We start from the raw sequence: 17,509 nt of genomic DNA, 5'->3' as shown, positions 1-17,509 counted from the left end.
AAACCCCTCGTGCCATAAGGCAAGCGAGGGGAGCGCGCCGGGAGGGGTCGCTGAGCGATCAAGGGCTCAGCTTCAGCCGACGCGCTTTCCAAGTACGAGAATTCGGGTGCGCATGGCACTGACCCTCCCCCCGGCACGCACCAGGTGTCAAGGTGGTGGGACGGGAGTCTCATTATGTGAGCGAAGGGCACTGCCGCCTCCGAAGACAGCGGGGACACCACTGGTGTACACCCCCGACCCGCCCCCCGCGAACGCGGGCTCGGCCGGACCGTGCGGCACCGGATAGTGGCCGGAACCCAGCGCTCTGCGCAGCCGGTACTCATCGAGCGGACCGGAGAACGCCATGCCCTGGCCATGCGTGCAGCCCATCGCGCGCAACGCCACGACCTGCTCCGGAAGGTCCACGCCGTCCGCCACGGACTGAAGCCCCAGATCACCGGCGATCCGCAACAGCCCACTGGTGATCTTGTGCAGCCGAGCCGACTCGACGACACCCTCGACCAGGGAGCGGTCGAGTTTCAGTACGTCGACCGGGAGCCGTCTGAGCGCCGTGATCGCCGCGTATCCGCTGCCGAATCCGTCGAGCGAGATCCGGACCCCGAGCCTGCGCAGGGCCCCCAGACGTCGCTCCAGCTCGTCCAGACAGACCCGTGGATCGGTGTCCGCCAGCTCGAGCACCAGCGACCCGGACGGCAGCCCGTGCCGGGTCAGCAGGGCCTCGATCGAGCCGAGCGGCATCGACCGGTCCAGCAGGCGCCGGGCACTCACCCGTACCGTCGCCGGGACGGCCAGCCCCGTCGTGGCCCGCTCGGCGGCCTGCTCGACAGCCTCCTCGAGCATCCAGCGGCCCAGTTCCTGCGTCTTGTCGCTGTCCTCGGCCACCCGCAGGAACTCGGCCGGGGTGAACAGCACCCCCTGCGAGGAGCGCCAGCGCGCCTGGGCGGCGACCGATGTGATCCGGCCGTTCTCCAGGCAGACGACGGGTTGGTGCAGCAGCGCAAACTCGCCGTCGTTCAGTGCGGCCCGCAGGCGCGTGGCCAGCTCCGCCTTTCGTACGACGTCCTGCTGCATCTGCGGTGCGTACAGCTCCACGCGGCCCTTGCCGGCCGCCTTGGCGCGGTACATGGCGAGGTCGGCGTTGCGCTGGATCTCGCCCGCGCCCAGGCCCGGTTCGGCGAAGGCCACGCCGATGGACGCGGCGACCCGGACATCGTTGCCGTCGATGAGATACGGCTGCGAGAGCGTGACCCTGAGGCGGTCGGCGAGCTCCAGTATGTGGCGCTCACGGGAGGTGCGGTCCCGGCTGCCGTCGCCGACGATCAGGGCCGCGAACTCGTCGCCGCCCAGGCGGGCCGCGGTGTCGCCCTGCCGGACCCCGTCCTGGAGTCTGCGGGCGGCCTGGACGAGCAGTTCGTCCCCGGCCTGGTGCCCGATCGTGTCGTTGACCGCCTTGAAGCCGTCCAGGTCGATGAAGAGAACCGCCGTACCGGCGAGCGCGGCGCCCCGGTCGGAGGCGCGGCGGCCGGACAGTGCCTGCTGGACGCGCCGGGTGAACAGGGCGCGGTTGGGCAGGTCGGTGAGCGGGTCGTGCTCGGCGTTGTGCTGGAGCTGCGCCTGTAGGCGCACTCTTTCGGTGACGTCCCGGCTGTTGAAGATGAGGCCGCCGTGGTGGCGGTTGACGGTGGACTCGACATTGAGCCAGCGTCCCCCGCTCTCGGCTTCTCCCCCAGCCTCCGGCCGGGAGGTGCCCCCAGAGCGGGAGGTGCCCCCACCGCCGGCCCTGAAGCGGCACTCGATGCGCGTAGTGGCTTCGTCGAGTGGGCTGGCGGCGAGGAAGCGGCGCACCTCGTGCACCACGCAGCCCAGGTCCTCCGGGTGGATGAGATCGGCCAGTTCCGTGCCCACGAGGTCCTCGGCGGGGCTGCCGTAGACCCCGGCGGCGGCCGGGGAGACATACCGGAGGATGCCGTTGGGTGCGGCGATCATGATGACGTCGCTGGAGCCCTGCACCAGGGAGCGGAAGTGGTTCTCCTTCTGCGCCAGTTCCTGGGTGAGGGTGATGTTGTCGAGCAGCATGATGCCCTGGCGCACCACGAGGGCGAGCACGACCGTGCCGCCGGTGAGGAGCACCACGCGGTCCACGCTGCGGCCGTTGAGGACGTTGTAGAGGATCCCCAGGGTGCAGACCGCCGCGGCGAGATACGGCGTGAGGGCGGCCAGCGAACCGGCTATGGGCCGGGCGGCCGGGTACCGGCTGTGATCACCTCCCTGCGCGGGGGCGTGATGGTGGCCGCCGCCGCGCTGTCCGGGCACATGCTCATGCACCACGCGCGTGTGCCCCTCGTCCTCCGGTTGCTCCTGCCGCGGCCCGGCCCAGGGGGCGTACGCCAGGAGAAGCGAGCCGGCGAACCATCCGGCGTCCAGCAGCTGGCCGGAGCGGTAGCTGTGGTGCAGCAGCGGTGAGGTGAACAGGGCGTCGCACATGACAGTCAGGGCGAGCGCGCCGATCGCGGTGTTCACGGCGGTGCGGTTCACCGAGGAGCGCCGGAAGTGCAGCGCGAGCACCATGCTGACCAGGGCGATGTCCAGCAGCGGGTACGCCAGCGACAGCGCGGTGTGCGCCACGCTCGAACCCTCGGACTTCGCCGCCTGGGCGAGGGCGAGGCTCCACGACAGCGTCAGCAGGGAGCCGCCGATCAGCCAGGCGTCGAGGCCCAGGCAGACCCAACCCGCCTTCGTCACCGGCCGTTTGGCGAGGACCAGGAGTCCGACGATCGCCGGTGGCGCGAAGCACAGGAAGAACAGGTCGGCGTAGCTGGGACTGGGTACGGGCTGTCCGAGGACCACCTCGTACCACCCCCAGACCAGATTGCCGAGGGCTGCCATCGCCGAGGAGAGCGCGAACAGCAGCCAGGCGGGCCGAAACCGGATGCGCCGGCTTCGGGCGTAGAGGAAACAGGACACGGCCGCGGCAGCCGCCGCGGCGCTCAGGCCGAAGTCACCCATGATCAGCGCGACTTGGTGCGAGCCCCAGCCGAGCGCGGAACCGACGGCGTATCCCGCGCACACCAGGGCCAGAGTCAGATGGTGGACCAGGCTCGACCCGCCGCTGATGGAGGGCGGTCGGGGCAGCAGTCCCCCGGTCGAGCGCTGCGCCCGCAGCGCCCCGTCGAGGGTGGTCGTGGAGGGCAGCGGCGAGCTCACCGGGCCCTCCCGGTCCGCGCCGCTCCCCGGTCCCGAGGGTCCCGGCGCGCTGGGTGCGCATGCCTCCGGCGGCTGCTGTGCCTGCGGTGGTGATGGCTGTGGTGACCGGCGTGATTGACGTGGTGGCCGCGTCTGCGCGCGGCGGTGCGCCAGGGTCGCCGTCGGCGGCCCCGCCGCGTCGGATCGCTCGTCCATAGGCCGTGCATCGCCCGTCGCCCCCCTCACAGTCTGAAATGTCCATCCCCGGCGCCGAACGGTAGACGGCGCATCCCCTGTCGGGACGATACACCAGTCTCGTCACTCAGGGACATAGCTTCTCTACGCTCCGTGACGACCAGCGGCGATGCAAGCACGTACCGCGTTCAGGGGACTGCGGAGGGTACCCGAAGCGGATTACACGCCCGTTTCGTCCGACTCCTGTGCGCTCGTGGCATCCGTCGCACGTTTGCCCGTCGCGCCTGTCGTAAGGATCACGTTCCGCAGCGGCTCCCGGTTCACGAAACGGCTCAACTGGTCCACCAGAAGCCGCTTGGCACGGGGCAGGAAGGCGGACGTCGGCCCGCCGACATGCGGGCTGATGAGCACGCCGGGCGCACGCCACAGCGGGTGTTCGCGGGGCAGCGGTTCGGGGTCGGTGACGTCGAGGGCGGCCGTGATGCGGCCGCTTTCCAGTTCGGCCAGGAGTGCCTTAGTGTCCACGACCCCGCCGCGGGCGACGTTGACGAGGAGCGCGCCGTCCTTCATCCGGGCCAGGAAGTCGGAGTTGACCAGGTGGCGGGTGTTTTTGGTCAGAGGCGTGGACAGGATGACGACGTCCGCGTCGGGCAGCAGGGCGGACAGTTCGGTGAGCGGGTGCACCAGGCCGCGCTCCGTGGTGCGCTCAGAGCGCGCGACGCGCGCCACCCGCGCGAGCTCAAAGGGTGTGAGCCGGTCCTCGATGGCGGCGCCGATCGAGCCGTATCCCACGATGAGGACGTTCTTGTCCGCCAGCGCGGGCCGGAACCCGCTGAGCCACTCGCCCCGGTCCTGGGCCCGCACGAAGTCGGGAACGCCGCGCAGCGAGGCGAGGATCAGGGTGAGCGTGAGCTCGGCGGTGCTCGCCTCGTGCACCCCGCGGGCGTTGCACAGCCGTACGCCCGGACGCAGATACCCGAGTCCCGGCTCCACGTGATCGATTCCTGCCGACAGGGTCTGCACCACCTGTACAGAACTCATCCCGGGCAGCGGGCGCTGACCGATGTCGGGCCCCTTCATATAGGGCACCACGTAGTAGACGCAGTCGGCAGGGTCCGCGGGGAGGTCCTCGCCACCGTCCCAGAAACGGTAGTTCGGCCCTTCCGGGAGCCCCTCGATGTCTTCCGGCGGGATGGGCAGCCACACGTCAGCAGTCATGCCAGGAGGCTATGTCAGGGGTGGGAAGGCGCAGAGGTTAGGTTGGGGGGCGCGGAATAGGGAGGGTTACGGGCAGGTGGAGCGCAGGACGATCGGCGCGGCGGCGCTCTCGGTGGGGGCCGTCGGACTCGGGTGCATGCCGATGAGCTGGGCATACAGCGGCTCGCGGCAGCGGGGCGACGAGTCGCTCAGGGCCGTGCACCGGGCGCTCGATCTGGGCTCGACCCTGCTCGACACGGCCGACATGTACGGCCCCTTCACCAATGAGCTGCTGGTGGGGCGGGTGCTCAAGGAGCGCCGCGAGGACGCCTTCGTGTCGACGAAGGTGGGCCTGCTGGTCGGCGAGCAGCACGTCGTGGCCAACGGGCGGCCGGGCTATGTGAAGCGGGCCTGCGACGCGTCGCTGCGGCGACTTCAGACCGACTACATCGACCTCTATCAGCTGCACCGCGCGGACCCGGAGGTCCCGGTCGAGGAGACGTGGGGCGCGATGGCGGAGCTCGTCCAGACCGGAAAGGTGCGGGCACTGGGGCTGTGCGCGGTGGGCGCGCGCGCCGGGCGGCGGCCGGGGGCCCGGCTGCACGACGCGACGATCCGGCAGTTGCAACGGGTGCAGCAGGTCTTCCCGGTGAGCGCGGTGCAGGCGGAGCTGTCGGTGTGGTCGGTGGAGGCGCTGGAGGCGCTGCTGCCGTGGTGCGAGGCGCGCGGCGTCGGCTTCCTGACGGCGATGCCGCTCGGCAACGGCTTCCTGACCGGCACACTCACTCCCGGCGAGGGCTTCGAACCGGACGACGTCCGCGCCCGCCACCCCCGCTTCACGGCCGAGATGATGGCCGCCAACCAGCCGATCGTCGCCGGTCTGCGCCGGGTGGCACAGCGCCACGGCGAGGACGTCACCCCCGCCCAGGTGGCCCTGGCCTGGGTGCTGGCCCAGGGACGGCACGTGGTCGCGGTGCCCGGCGCGAAGCAGGAGCGCTGGGCCTCGGAGAACGCCGCGGCGACCGGGGTGCGGCTCACGGTGCAGGACTTGGCGGAGGTGGCACAGCTGCCGGGGGCACAGGGGTCCTGGGACTGAAACCGGCGCGTTGCCGACGTTGCCGACGTTTCTCCGTGCCCTCGGGCCGATACGCGGAGCTCGGCCGGGCCGGAGGTGATTCGGGAATCGTTGATCGGGAACCTGTGGGGCGCGAGCGGTGTATGACAAGTAGAACCTGCCGCGTCGAAGGGACCATGATCGTGCAACGTCGAGCTGTGACGGCCGTATTGGCCGCGGCCACGCTCCTGCTGACGGCCGGCTGCTCCTCCGACGACGGAGGATCGGGATCGTCGGACGGCGAGGCGACCTCGTCACCGAGTCGTACGGGCGAGGAGTCCTCGCCCTCGGGACAGGCCGCCGAGTCCACCCCGCCGGCGAAGGGCTCGGTGAAGGTCGTGCGCACGGTCACCGAGGACCTGAACACCCCCTGGGGCCTGGCCCCGCTCCCCGACGGCGACCTGCTGGTCTCCTCGCGCGACGAGGCCACGATCACCCGGGTCGACACCGAGACGGGCAAGAAGACCGAGCTGGGCGAGGTGCCCGGGGTGTCCCCCGCCGGAGAGGGCGGCCTCATGGGCCTCGCGCTCTCCCCTGACTACGCCTCGGACCACATGATCTACGCGTACTTCACCTCGGCCTCGGACAACCGCATCGTCCGCATGCTGTACGCGGAGGACAAGCCGTCCGGCGAGCAACTGGGCGCACCCGACACGATCTTCCGGGGCATCCCCAAGGGCTTCATCCACAACGGCGGCCGGATCGCCTTCGGCCCGGACAAGATGCTGTACGCGGGCACGGGCGAGAGCGGCGAGGAAGGCCTGTCCCAGGACAAGGAATCCCTGGGCGGCAAGATCCTGCGCCTGACTCCGGACGGCGAGCCGGCGTCGGGCAACCCGTTCCCGAACTCGCCCGTGTATTCGTACGGCCACCGCAATGTGCAGGGCCTCGCCTGGGACCCCGAACAGCGCCTGTTCGCCTCGGAGTTCGGCCAGGACACCTGGGACGAACTGAACGCGATCAAGCCGGGCGGCAACTACGGCTGGCCGGAGGTCGAGGGCAAGTCCGACGACGACGCCTACCAGAACCCGATAGCCCAGTGGGCCACGGACGACGCCTCCCCCAGCGGCATCGCCTACGCCGAGGGCTCCATCTGGATGGCCGGGCTGAAGGGCCAGCGCTTGTGGCGCATCCCGCTGAACGGCACGGAGGCCTCAGCAGACCCCCAGGCCTTCCTCGAAGGCGAGTACGGCCGGCTGCGCACAGTGGTCTCGGCGGGCGGCGACAAGCTGTGGCTGGTGACGAGCGAGACGGACGGGCGCGGTTCCCCGTCGGGCGGCGACGACCGGATCCTGGAGGTACAGGTGAAGTAGGACCGGCGCTCACTCCTCCGCGGAGTCGGTCTGGTCCTGATCGACCTCGTCAGGCTTCGGCGGCCGTACGACGACCTTCCCGGACGCAAGATCTATCGGACCGCGTCCGGGGTCAGCGTCTCCGACGTCCTCCCGGGTCAGTTCCAGCCGCTTCTGCTCGTCGCGGGTGTGCTTGCGGCCCGGAGCGAAGAGCTCCTCGAACATATTGAACACGGCGCCTCCTGCCGGTCTCGTTCAGCGTACGCCGCACCGGTCGCCGGAGGGCTGGGCGTGAGAGCCGCTTCCTGCCGCCGTGAACCGGGCTCGATCGCCCCCGGCGAGGGCGAGGAGCAGGAGGGGTGCCTCTGCCGTCCGGTCGTGCGCTCGTCGCGTGGGCAGCCGGGCTTGGCGCCTCACCGCACCGCCTCACCCCACCGCCGGAGCACCGGTCGAGTCGGGGGCGAACAGCTCCAGCCGATGTGCCACCGCCGCCGCCTCTCCCCGGCCCGAGACGCCGAGTTTGGAGAGGATGTTGGAGACGTGGACGCTGGCCGTCTTCGGGGAGATGAAGAGTTCCTCGGCGATCTGGCGGTTGGTGCGGCCGGCGGAGACCAGGCGCAGGACGTCGCGTTCCCGCCCGGTGAGGCCGAGGGCCTCGGCGGGGTCGGTGGGGGCCGGCGGCCCCTTCGGGGAGTGGGTCAGGGCGAGGCGGGCGCGCTGGGCGAGCAGGGCGGTCGCGTCGGCCAGCGGGCGGGCGCCGAGGTGGTCGGCGACGGCATGGGCCAGGCGGAGCAGCTCGGCGGCCCGGTCACGTTCGTCGTCTCCGCCGGACGGCAGCAGGGCCTCGGCGAGGCGGTGGCGGACGCGAGCGAGATCGTAGGGCCGGTCGAGGCATTCGAAGGCGGTGACGACCTCGGACCAGTCGTCCGGGGTGCTGCGTGCCTCGGCCCGCAGTAGTTCGGCTCGGACCCAGCGGTCGTGCGCCTGCCAGACGGGGACGTTCGTGGCCAGGCGTTTGGCGGCGGCGCGGATGCGGTCGATGATCTCCGCCCGGCCCGGGTCGGCGGTGGACAGGCCGCGTGCGTCGGCCTCCGCGGAGGCGGCGGTGAGCAGAATGGGCCAGGCGTAGCGCTGGGTGCCGGGTGGGAAGCCGGTGTCCAGGACGCGCCCGAGTTCGGCGCGGGCGTCGAGGAGGCGGCCCTCGCCGACGGCGATGCCGATGGTGAGGCGGGCCAGCGGCAGCTCGTGCTGGGGCACGTGGTCGTGGGTGCCGAAGTGCCCGCGGGCAGCGGCCAGTTGGCGGGCGGCCTCGGCCAGGTCACCGCGGGCGAGCGCGAGCAGAGCATGGATTTTGGCGCGGAAGCCGCGGGGCTTGGCGCTCTGGCCGACGCGCTCCGAGGTGTCGGCGGCCTCTGCGGCCTCGTCCCAGTGGCCCAGGGAGTGGAGGGAGTCGGCGAGGTTGCCCCAGACCCAGGCCTCGGTGTCCGGCAGGCGCAGTCGCCGGGCGAATTCGACGCCTTCCCTGAGCACACCGACGGCTTCCCGCGAGCGGCCTATGCCTTCCAGGTGGGAGGGCAGGTTCACATGGGCGCGGCCCATCACGGAGACGTCGCCGAGCGTGGCCACCTGCTCCTTGACCCGGTACACCTCGGTGAGGCCGCCCTCGATGTCGCCGGAGTCGACCATGAGCCCGCCGAGGGTCAGCCGCGCGTTCATCTCGATGTCGCGGGCGCCGACCATGCGCGCGTACTCCACGGCGCGTTCGGCGGCGATGAGCGCGTCGGGGCCCGGATTGTGCAGCATCGACCAGTTGGCGACCGAGGAAAGGACCTCGGCATGCACCTCGGAGGGCGGCAGGCCGCGCACCAGTTCCTGGGCGGTGGCCAGTTCCTGCCAGCCGTCGCCGCGGGACAGCGCCTGGATCAGCCGGGCCCGCTGGTTCCAGAACCAGGCGGCGCGCAGCGGATCCCTCTCGTCCTCCAGCAGACCGAGGGCCCGCTTGGTGATCTTCAGGGCGCGTTCGCGCTCCCCGCACAGCCGTCCGGCGACGGCCGCCTCGGCCATCAGGTCGAGGGAGCGTAGGGGGGTGGTGGCGGGGTCGCAGCCGCAGGGGGGATAGACCTCGGTGTAGTCGACGGGGCGCAGGGTCGCCCGGATGTCCTTGGGGGCGGTGTCCCACAGCTCCATCGCCCGTTCCAGGAGCCGCAGTTGCTCGGAGTGGGCGTGCCGGCGGCGGGCCGTGACGGAGGCGGCGAGGACGGCGGGCAGGGCCTTGGCGGGGTCATGGGCGTGGTACCAGTAGCTGGCCAGGCGCAGGACGCGCTCGTCGGCGGGGACGAGCGTGGGGTCGGCCTCCAGGGCTTCGGCGTAGCGGCGGTTGAGGCGGGAGCGCTCGCCGGGCAGCAGGTCGTCGCCGACGGCCTCGCGGACCAGGGAGTGGCGGAAGCGGTAGCCGTCCTTGTCGGGGGCGGCGCTGAGGATATTGGCGTTCACGGCGGCTCGCAGCGCCTCGATCAGGTCGTCCTCGGCGAGTGAGGCGATGGCGGCGAGCAGCCGGTACTCGACGGCGGAGCCGCCCTCGGCGACGATCCGGGCGACCCGCTGGGCGCTCTCCGGCAGCCCTTCGACCCGGACCAGGAGCACGTCGCGCAGCGAGTCGGTGAGGCCCGTACGGCAGCCCTCGGCGGCGGAGACGGCGAGTTCCTCGACGAAGAAGGCGTTGCCGTCGGAGCGCTGGAAGATCTCGTCGACCTGGGCGGGGTCGGGCTCGGCCGCGAGGATGCCGGCGATCTGGCGGCACACCTCATCGCGGCTGAAGCGGCCGAGTTCGACACGGCGGACCGTACGCAGCCGGTCGAGTTCGGCGAGCAGGGGGCGCAGCGGGTGGCGGCGGTGGATGTCGTCGGAGCGGTAGGTGGCCAGGACGACGAGGCGGCCGGTGCGCAGCGTGCGGAAGAGGTAGGAGAGGAGATGGCGGGTGGAGGCGTCGGCCCAGTGCAGGTCCTCCAGCGCGACGACCACCGTGTGGTCGGCGGCGACGCGCTCAAGGAGGCGGGCGGTGAGTTCGAAGAGGCGGGCCATGCCCTCCTCGTCGTCCCGGCCGGTGGTCCGGGCGGTGGGCGTCTCGCCCATCTCGGGCAGCAGCCGGGCCAGTTCCTCCTCCTGTCCGGCGGTCGCGGCGGCCAGTTCGCCGGGCAGGGCGCGGCGCAGGGCGCGCAGGGCGGCGGAGAAGGGGGCGAAGGGCAGTCCGTCGGCGCCGATCTCGACGCAGCCGCCGAGTGCGACGACCGCGCCCTGTCGGCAGGCGGCGGTGGCGAACTCCTCGACGAGCCGCGTCTTGCCGACCCCGGCCTCACCGCCGATCAGCAATGCCTGGGGCTCTCCGGCGGCGGCGCCGGCGAGCGCGTCGTTGAGTACCTCCAACTCGTCGCCACGGCCGACGAACACGGGACTGACGGACCTGGTCTCCACAGCCCCGAGCATCGCACGGGGGTCCGACAACGGGGCACCGGTTTTCTTCTGGGCGATCGTCGGGGCGGCGGCATGCGCCGGAGTGCGGGCAAGGGCCGTACCGCTGGTCGGTACGGCCCTTGCACCACCGCCCTCCCCCGGCGTCATGCGACGCGGGCGAACCGGTGCCGGCGTGGACGGTCGGTATGGCTGTCCGGCTCGGCGGAGCGCCTGGCGGCTTCGCTGCGGGCGGCGCGGCGAGCGCGGACCACGTCGCGGGCGAGCCGCTCCTGCTCGGCCTGGCGGATGAGTTCGGCGGAGCGGAGCTGGTGCATCTCGTACTCGAACATGGTGTCCCCAATTCCCTGGTGAGAGGTCGGTCTCTCCATCGCTTGCTGCGATGTCTCAACCTTCGTCTCCGAGGGGGGTCCGCCACATCGGGAGAGTTCCGCATCTTCGGCCGCCGGCGGGGCCTTAGACGCGCATGAGGGGCCTCAGGCGCTCCGTAAGGTGCTTACGGATGCCCTAAGACCCCTCAGGACCTGCGGTGATTCAGCTGGTGGAGGGCAGTCCGACCAGGATGTCGGTGTACTTGAGGACGGCGAGCAGCAGCCCGATGACGCCGAGCGCGACACCCGCCCAGGAGACCGACTTGATCCAGGCCGCCTGCGGCTTGCCGGGGGCCCCGAAGGCGGGGCGGGCGAGCACCACGACGCCGATGAGCAGGGCGACGAGCGCGAACACGCCGCCGTACACCGCGGTGACGTTCCAGCCGTCGCCGTAGCCCTCCTTGACCAGCGTGGCGAGGTCCTGGCTCTGAGAGTTCTGCATCTGGCCGATGAGGTTCTCGCGCGCGGATGCGACGGTGCCGAGCCAGCTGCCGGTGAGCGAGACGAGGCCCAGCGCGGCGGACACGATGGCGCCGGCGCCCTGGCCGACGTCGGACGAGCCCGCCGCCTGGTCCTTGACGTCCTCGGCGTCCCCGATGACCTCGGCCTCGGTGTCGGTGTCGGTGTCGGCCGTGTCCTCCACCTCGGTCTCCGTCACTTCGTCGGTCTTGGTGACGTCCACCTTCTCCTCGTCGTTCGTGGCCTCGGCGCCCGTCCCGGCACCGGTTTCTTCAGCAGTCTTGGTTCCCATGTCGCGCACCGTACGGATCCCGTCTGAGAAGTCTCTTAATGATCGTTGTGAGCGGCACGCGCGCGTGCTTCACGCCATTCGGGGGCGAGGATCGACCACACCTCCAGGTCGTGCCGTACGCCACCATAGGGGTGGGCCTCCCGGCGTATTCCGTCCCGGGTCATGCCCAGGCGCCGGGCGACGTTCAGGCTGGCCGTGTTGGCCGAGGCCGCCACCCATTCGATCCGGTGGATGCCGCGCTGCTCGACGGCGAAGTCGATGAGCACCCGCATCGCGCGCGTGACGAGCCCCTGCCCCGTACCGGCGGGCTCAAGCCAGCATCCGACCTCGCAGTTGCCGGCGTCGGCGTCGAAGTTCAGGAAGAGCACTCCGCCGACGAGCTTGCCGTCCAGCCAGAGGCCGTGCAGGGACCCGGTGTCGACGGCGCGCATGTCGGCGTACCGCTGGAGCGCCTCCCGGGCGCCCGCCGTGTCGGTGGCCTTGGAGCCGAAGGGGATGTACTGGTTGATGAACTCCCGTCCGCGCTCCAGGTGAGCCAGGAACTCCTCGGCGTGCCACGGCTCCAGCGGCCGCAGTTCTGCACCGTCGTCACCCAGGGATATCGCGTACATCCTGTTCCCGCTCCTTCTCCAGCTGCTCCACGACGTCGACGTCGGCGAGCCTCTCATGGGCGGCCCGGCACTCGGGCGGCTCGATGCTGATGCGCGGCAGATACCTCTCCAGCGGGCGCGGCAGCCACCAGTTGGCGCCGCCGAGGAGGTGCATGAGCGCCGGTACCAGCAACGTACGCAGCACGAAGGCGTCGAGGGCGACCGCGGCGGCCAGTGCGATGCCGAACATGGCGATCACGCGGTCGCCGCTGAGCACGAAGGCGAGGAAGACCGAGATCATGATGACGGCGGCCGAGTTGATCACCCGGCTGGTCTCGGCGAGACCGATGCGGACGGCCCGTCGGTTGTCGCCGGTCTCCAGCCACTCCTCGTACATCCGGCTGACCAGGAAGACCTGGTAGTCCATGGAGAGGCCGAACAGCACCGACACCATGATGACCGGCAGGAACGGCTCGATCGGGCCGGCGCGACCCAGCCCCAGCAGCTCGCTTCCCCACCCCCACTGGAAGATCGCGACGACGACTCCGAACGCGGCGGCGACGGCGGCGATGTTCATCGCGGCGGCCTTCAGCGGGATGCCGACGGACCGGAAGGCGAGCAGGAGCAGCAGACAGCCGAGGCCCACGACAACGCCCACGAACAGCGGCAGCTTGCCGACGATGACCTCGGCGAAGTCGTCGTAGCTCGCCGTCACACCGCCGACGTGCACGTCCAGCGAGGTGCCCGTCTCGGCACGCGGCAGCACCTCGGTGCGCAGCCGGTCGACGAGGTCGCTGGTCTTCTGCGACTGCGGCGAGGACTGCGGGACGAGGGTCAGATACGCGGTGTCGCCGCCGGAGTTGAAGGTCACCGGTGTCACGGAGGCGACGCCTTCGGTGGCACGGAGTGTGGCGTCGAGGTTGTCGAGGGCGAGCGTGTCCTCGGCTCCGTCGACGCCGGTGACGAGGGTCAGCGGCCCGTTGACGCCGGGCCCGAAGCCTCCCCCACGCTCCGCGCGGGAGGTGCCCCCAGCCAGAAGGTCGTACGCCTGCCTGGTGGTCGTCGTCTCGGGGTTGTTGCCCTGGTCGGAGGTACCGAGGCGAAGCCCGAGCGTGGGCAGGGCGAGCAGCGTGATCACGGCGAGGGCGACGGCGCCGAGCTTCTTGGGGTGCCGTTCCACGAAGGCCGACCAGCGGGCCGCGAACCCGGTCGGCAGTTCGGGCTCGGGGCCGTGCTCGACCAACCTGCGGCGCTCACGGCGGCTGAGCGCCCGCATGCCGATGGAGGACAGCAGGGCCGGCAGCAGCGTCACCGAGGCGGCGACGGTGAGGACGACGGTCAGCGAGGCGGCGATGGCGACACCATTGAGGAAGCTCAGCCGCAGGATCAGCATCCCCAGCAGGGCTATGCACACCGTGGCCCCCGCGAAGACCACCGCACGTCCGGTGGTCGCGACGGCGCCCGTGACCGACTCGGTGACGGACAATCCGCGTTTCAGACCGCGCCGATGCCGGGTGACGATGAACAGCGCGTAGTCGATGCCGACGCCCAGCCCGATCAACATGCCGAGCATGGGCGCGAAGTCGGCCACGGTCATGACATGCCCGAGCAGCACGATCCCGGCGTACGCCGTGCCGACGCTCACCAGCGCGGTGGCGATGGGCAGTAGCGAGGCAGCGAGCGACCCGAAGGCGAGGAAAAGCACGACCGCGGCGACCGCCACACCGACGATCTCCGCGAGGTGCCCGCCGGACGACTCGGTCAGCCCGATGGCACGGCCGCCCAGCTCCACTCGAAGCCCCTCGGACCGGGCGGAGTCGGCGGTGTCGACGACGGCCTGCGCCTCGGACCTGTCGATGTTCTCGACCGGGTCGTCGAAGGTGACGATCGCGTAGGCCGTACGTCCGTTGCCGCTGATCTGCGCCGCGCCCTGGCCGTCGTACGGGCTGACGACGGCGGCCACCGAGGGCAGCTCCGCGATCTCGTTCAGGGTGCGGGTCATGGTCTGTTCGACGTCGGCGGCGCGGACGGTGCCGGACGTGGTGTGCCAGACAACGGTGTCACTGTCGCCGCCGAGGCCGGGGAAGCCGTCGCGCAGCAGTTGGGCGGCGCGCCCGGACTCGGTGCCGGGGGCCTCGTAGTCGTTCGAGTAGGCGGCTCCGGCGACGGCGGCGGCCGCGGTCACCCCGCCGAAGGCCAGGAGCCACAGCAGAACGGCCACGAGGCGGCGTTGAACACACCAGCGCGCAAGAGCTGCCACGAACGTGCTCCCAGGGGTGACGATTTGTGGATCTTTGACCGGGAACAGTCGTTCATGACGTGAACGGCCCGCAAAGAACGTATGAGCAATACGCGGCCCACTCTTGCAGGGGCAAGTGATCGTTTATCGCGTTCGTGGGCTTATTCACAGGAGTGGGAGGCAGATCACAGGACAGTAACGGTCACTCTGTCACATCAGTCGAACTGGTCGCCCAGAGCCATCACCATCACCCCGATGATCAGCAGCCACAACGCCCTTCGGGTTCGCCCCCGGGACCCCAGGACCGACGCCAGCGCGCACACGACCGCGCCGAAGGCGTACGCGGCCGGAACAACCGTCGGCGCCGAGCCGGTGAAGCGGAGGGCCGACGCGGCCAGCCCCGCGAGGGCCAGCAGTCCCCCGACCCCGCCCGCTGTCCAACGGGCCCGCCGCACCTCCTGCACGGGGTCCTCGGGTATCTCGGATTCACCGCGTCCGTTCATGGCGGGGGAGCGTAGCGCCTCCGGCTGAGAATCCGGGTGCGGGGCGCCGGCCCCGGCTGTTAGCTTCCGAACGTCCGCCGCCCTCGCGGCATCTCGCCGCCGGCCGAAGCAGGTGCATTGTTTGAGCGTCCGACCGAGCTCCTCCGTATCCCTCTCCGCTTCCCAGGACTCAAGGAGCCCGTTCACCGATGCCAGACATCACCCGGAGGACCTCGAATGAGGACCTCACCAAGCGGCTGACCCACGCCCGCTACCCGCGCAGCAACAGCTACGACGTCAGCTGGGTCATCGAGAACCAGATGGGCCCGAACGCGCTGTGGCTGCTGGAGTGGCTGGCCCCCGCACTCGGCCTGGACACCCTCCGCCCCGGCGCACCCGTGCTCGACATGGGCTGCGGCCGGGCGATGACCTCGGTCTTCCTGGCCCGTGAGTACGACGCCCAGGTCACCGCGGCCGACCTGTGGATCAAGCCCGATGACAACGCCCGGCGTATCGCCGAGGCTGGGTTCACCGACCGTGTGCAGGCCGTGCACACCGAGGCGCACGACCTGCCGTTCGCCGAGGCGAGCTTCGACGCGATCGTGAGCATCGACGCGTACCAGTACTTCGGCACCGACGACCTCTATCTGCCCACGCTGACCCGGCTGTTGAAGCCGGGCGGGCGGATCGGTGTCGTCGTGCCCGCGCTGCGGGAGGAGCCGGCGGGCACCGAGCCCCCGGAGCATCTCAAGCCCTACTGGGAGCCCGACTTCTGGTGCTTCCACTCCGCCGACTGGTGGCGGCGCCACTGGACGCGCAGCGGGGCCGTCGAGGTCGAGACGGCCGACTGGCTGGACGAGGGCTGGCGGGACTGGCTGCTGTGGTGCGACGTGGTCGCCGCGGAGAGCCCCGAGGAGTTCCATCGGTCGATGGCCCGCCAGGTCAGCGAGATGGTGCGGGTGGACGAGGGGCGCGCGCTGGGCTTCGTACGGCTGGTGGGACGCCGTCTGTAGAAGGCGGTTGCGGTCTCTCGCGAACGCACCTGGTGGGATGCATCGGTTGCGATGCATCCCCCCAGGGCTGTGTGAAACCCGGAATCAGCCCTCGCTGACGCCCAGCCTCTCCAGGATCAGCTCCTTGACGCGGGCCGCGTCCGCCTGTCCGCGCGTGGCCTTCATGACCGCACCGACCAGGGCGCCGGCCGCGGCCACCTTGCCGCCGCGGATCTTGTCCGCGATGCCGGGGTTGCCGGCGATGGCCTCGTCGACGGCCTGACCGAGCGCGCCCTCGTCGGAGACGACCTTCAGACCGCGCTTGTCGACGACCTCGTCCGGGGTGCCTTCGCCCGCGAGGACGCCCTCGATGACCTGGCGGGCCAGCTTGTCGTTCAGGTCACCCTTCGAGACGAGCTCGGCGACCCGGGCGACCTGCGCCGGAGTGATCGCCAGCCGGTCGAGCGAGGTGCCCGAATCGTTGGCACTGCGCGCCAGTTCGCCCATCCACCACTTGCGGGCGGAGGCCGCGTCGGCACCGGCGTCGATCGTGGCGACGATCAGGTCCAGCGCACCGGCGTTGAGGATCGCCTGCATGTCGATCGCCGCGATGCCCCACTCCGCGCGGAGCCTGTTCCGGCGGGCCAGCGGCATCTCCGGCAGCACGCCGCGGATCTCCTCGACCCACTCACGCGTGGGGGCCACCGGAACCAGGTCCGGCTCGGGGAAGTACCGGTAGTCCTCGGCCTCTTCCTTCACTCGGCCCGAGGTCGTCGACCCGGTGTCCTCGTGGAAGTGCCGGGTCTCCTGGATGATCGTGCCGCCGCTGTTGAGTACGGCGGCATGCCGCTGGATCTCGAAGCGGGCCGCACGCTCCACGGAACGCAGCGAGTTGACGTTCTTCGTCTCGGAGCGCGTACCGAACTTTTCGCGGCCGTGCGGGCGCAGCGACAGGTTCACGTCGCAGCGCATCTGCCCCTGCTCCATGCGGGCTTCCGACACACCGAGCGCCTTGATGAGCTCGCGCAGCTCGGCGACGTACGCCTTCGCGACCTCGGGAGCACGCTCGCCCGCGCCCTCGATCGGCTTGGTGACGATCTCGATGAGGGGGATGCCGGCCCGGTTGTAGTCGAGCAGCGAGTGGGACGCGCCGTGGATCCGGCCGGTGGCGCCGCCGACGTGCAGCGACTTTCCGGTGTCCTCCTCCATGTGGGCGCGCTCGATCTCCACGCGGAAGGTCTCGCCGTCCTCCAGCTGTACGTCGAGGTAGCCGTTGAAGGCGATCGGCTCGTCGTACTGGGAGGTCTGGAAGTTCTTCGGCATGTCCGGATAGAAGTAGTTCTTCCGGGCGAAGCGGCACCACTCGGCGATCTCGCAGTTCAGCGCGAGACCGATCTTGATCGCGGACTCGACGCCGGTCGCGTTGACGACGGGAAGCGCGCCCGGCATGCCGAGGCAGGTCGGGCAGGTCTGCGAGTTGGGCTCGGCACCGAGCTCGGTCGAACAGCCGCAGAACATCTTGGTCCTGGTGCCGAGTTCGACATGGACCTCAAGGCCCATGACGGGGTCGTACGACGCCAGCGCGTCCTCGTACGACACCAGGTCGGTCGTGGTGGTCACGGTGAAACTTCCCTC

13 protein-coding genes are annotated in these 17,509 nt (G+C 70.8%); 3 read left to right on the top strand and 10 right to left on the bottom strand.

The genetic code is table 11. The features are described 5' to 3' along the window. Nucleotides 1–147 precede the first annotated feature (147 nt). A complete protein-coding gene (locus tag KCH87_RS22545) occupies nucleotides 148–3,204 on the bottom strand; it encodes a bifunctional diguanylate cyclase/phosphodiesterase (protein WP_210588021.1) in 3,057 nt (1,018 codons plus the stop codon). A gap of 393 nt (nucleotides 3,205–3,597) precedes the next feature. Next, complete coding sequence (locus KCH87_RS22540) at nucleotides 3,598–4,596, bottom strand: 2-hydroxyacid dehydrogenase (RefSeq protein ID WP_210588020.1); 999 nt, start codon at nucleotides 4,594–4,596, stop codon at nucleotides 3,598–3,600. 76 nt (nucleotides 4,597–4,672) lie between these two features. Between KCH87_RS22540 and KCH87_RS22535 the strand changes: the two genes are divergently transcribed. Both KCH87_RS22535 and KCH87_RS22530 read left to right on the top strand, forming a co-directional pair. Next, on the top strand, nucleotides 4,673–5,671 hold the full coding sequence (locus tag KCH87_RS22535; RefSeq protein WP_210588019.1) for an aldo/keto reductase: 999 nt from the start codon (nucleotides 4,673–4,675) through the stop codon (nucleotides 5,669–5,671). A 122-nt stretch (nucleotides 5,672–5,793) separates the two neighbouring features. Next, on the top strand, nucleotides 5,794–7,002 hold the full coding sequence (locus KCH87_RS22530; protein WP_210588018.1) for a sorbosone dehydrogenase family protein: 1,209 nt from the start codon (nucleotides 5,794–5,796) through the stop codon (nucleotides 7,000–7,002). A gap of 9 nt (nucleotides 7,003–7,011) precedes the next feature. On the opposite strand, the gene KCH87_RS22525 is transcribed toward KCH87_RS22530, so the two are convergent. From KCH87_RS22525 to KCH87_RS22495, 7 genes are all read right to left on the bottom strand, one after another. Further along, the gene (locus KCH87_RS22525) at nucleotides 7,012–7,215 is read right to left on the bottom strand and encodes a DUF6191 domain-containing protein (RefSeq protein WP_210588017.1); all 204 of its coding nucleotides are present in this window, start codon (nucleotides 7,213–7,215) and stop codon (nucleotides 7,012–7,014) included. Nucleotides 7,216–7,407: 192 nt separating this feature from the next. Continuing rightward, nucleotides 7,408–10,464: a helix-turn-helix transcriptional regulator gene (locus KCH87_RS22520; RefSeq protein ID WP_210588151.1), complete on the bottom strand. Its 3,057-nt coding sequence runs from the start codon at nucleotides 10,462–10,464 to the stop codon at nucleotides 7,408–7,410. A gap of 131 nt (nucleotides 10,465–10,595) precedes the next feature. After that, nucleotides 10,596–10,781 (bottom strand): hypothetical protein, encoded by a 186-nt coding sequence (locus KCH87_RS22515; protein WP_210588016.1) that lies wholly within the window; start codon nucleotides 10,779–10,781, stop codon nucleotides 10,596–10,598. Nucleotides 10,782–10,983: 202 nt separating this feature from the next. Then, nucleotides 10,984–11,571, bottom strand: coding sequence for a hypothetical protein (locus KCH87_RS22510; protein ID WP_210588015.1), 588 nt, complete (start codon nucleotides 11,569–11,571; stop codon nucleotides 10,984–10,986). Nucleotides 11,572–11,606: 35 nt separating this feature from the next. Beyond that, nucleotides 11,607–12,182: a GNAT family N-acetyltransferase gene (locus tag KCH87_RS22505; protein WP_210588014.1), complete on the bottom strand. Its 576-nt coding sequence runs from the start codon at nucleotides 12,180–12,182 to the stop codon at nucleotides 11,607–11,609. After that, nucleotides 12,160–14,421 carry an MMPL family transporter gene (locus KCH87_RS22500; protein WP_210588013.1) on the bottom strand — a complete coding sequence of 754 codons (2,262 nt, stop codon included), beginning with the start codon at nucleotides 14,419–14,421 and terminating at the stop codon, nucleotides 12,160–12,162. Before KCH87_RS22500 ends, KCH87_RS22505 begins: the two co-directional genes overlap by 23 nt. Nucleotides 14,422–14,615: 194 nt before the next feature. After that, complete coding sequence (locus tag KCH87_RS22495) at nucleotides 14,616–14,903, bottom strand: hypothetical protein (RefSeq protein ID WP_210588012.1); 288 nt, start codon at nucleotides 14,901–14,903, stop codon at nucleotides 14,616–14,618. 188 nt (nucleotides 14,904–15,091) lie between these two features. Here KCH87_RS22495 and KCH87_RS22490 point away from each other — a divergent pair, with 188 nt between their 5' ends. Next, nucleotides 15,092–15,895 (top strand): cyclopropane-fatty-acyl-phospholipid synthase family protein, encoded by an 804-nt coding sequence (locus KCH87_RS22490; RefSeq protein WP_210588011.1) that lies wholly within the window; start codon nucleotides 15,092–15,094, stop codon nucleotides 15,893–15,895. 84 nt (nucleotides 15,896–15,979) lie between these two features. Here KCH87_RS22490 and gatB read toward each other — a convergent pair whose 3' ends face one another. Continuing rightward, nucleotides 15,980–17,494, bottom strand: coding sequence for an Asp-tRNA(Asn)/Glu-tRNA(Gln) amidotransferase subunit GatB (gene gatB / locus KCH87_RS22485; RefSeq protein ID WP_210588010.1), 1,515 nt, complete (start codon nucleotides 17,492–17,494; stop codon nucleotides 15,980–15,982). Between the last annotated feature and the right edge of the window lie 15 nt (nucleotides 17,495–17,509).

The sequence above is a fragment of the Streptomyces sp. GESEQ-35 genome (genome assembly GCF_017948485.1).
GTDB lineage: Bacteria > Actinomycetota > Actinomycetes > Streptomycetales > Streptomycetaceae > Streptomyces.
The sequence above is the reverse complement of the archived record's forward strand: the minus strand, read 5'-3'. Positions and strand labels throughout refer to the sequence as shown.

What these genes read in the sequence shown, in the direction of transcription:
- KCH87_RS22540 (WP_210588020.1), bottom strand. Translation starts at nt 4,596, where the DNA reads ATGACTGCTGACGTGTGGCTGCCCATCCCGCCGGAAGACATCGAGGGG.
- KCH87_RS22530 (WP_210588018.1), top strand. Translation starts at nt 5,794, where the DNA reads ATGACAAGTAGAACCTGCCGCGTCGAAGGGACCATGATCGTGCAACGT.
- KCH87_RS22520 (WP_210588151.1), bottom strand. Translation starts at nt 10,464, where the DNA reads ATGCTCGGGGCTGTGGAGACCAGGTCCGTCAGTCCCGTGTTCGTCGGC.
- KCH87_RS22515 (WP_210588016.1), bottom strand. Translation starts at nt 10,781, where the DNA reads ATGTTCGAGTACGAGATGCACCAGCTCCGCTCCGCCGAACTCATCCGC.
- KCH87_RS22510 (WP_210588015.1), bottom strand. Translation starts at nt 11,571, where the DNA reads ATGGGAACCAAGACTGCTGAAGAAACCGGTGCCGGGACGGGCGCCGAG.
- KCH87_RS22505 (WP_210588014.1), bottom strand. Translation starts at nt 12,182, where the DNA reads ATGTACGCGATATCCCTGGGTGACGACGGTGCAGAACTGCGGCCGCTG.
- KCH87_RS22495 (WP_210588012.1), bottom strand. Translation starts at nt 14,903, where the DNA reads ATGAACGGACGCGGTGAATCCGAGATACCCGAGGACCCCGTGCAGGAG.
- KCH87_RS22490 (WP_210588011.1), top strand. Translation starts at nt 15,092, where the DNA reads ATGCCAGACATCACCCGGAGGACCTCGAATGAGGACCTCACCAAGCGG.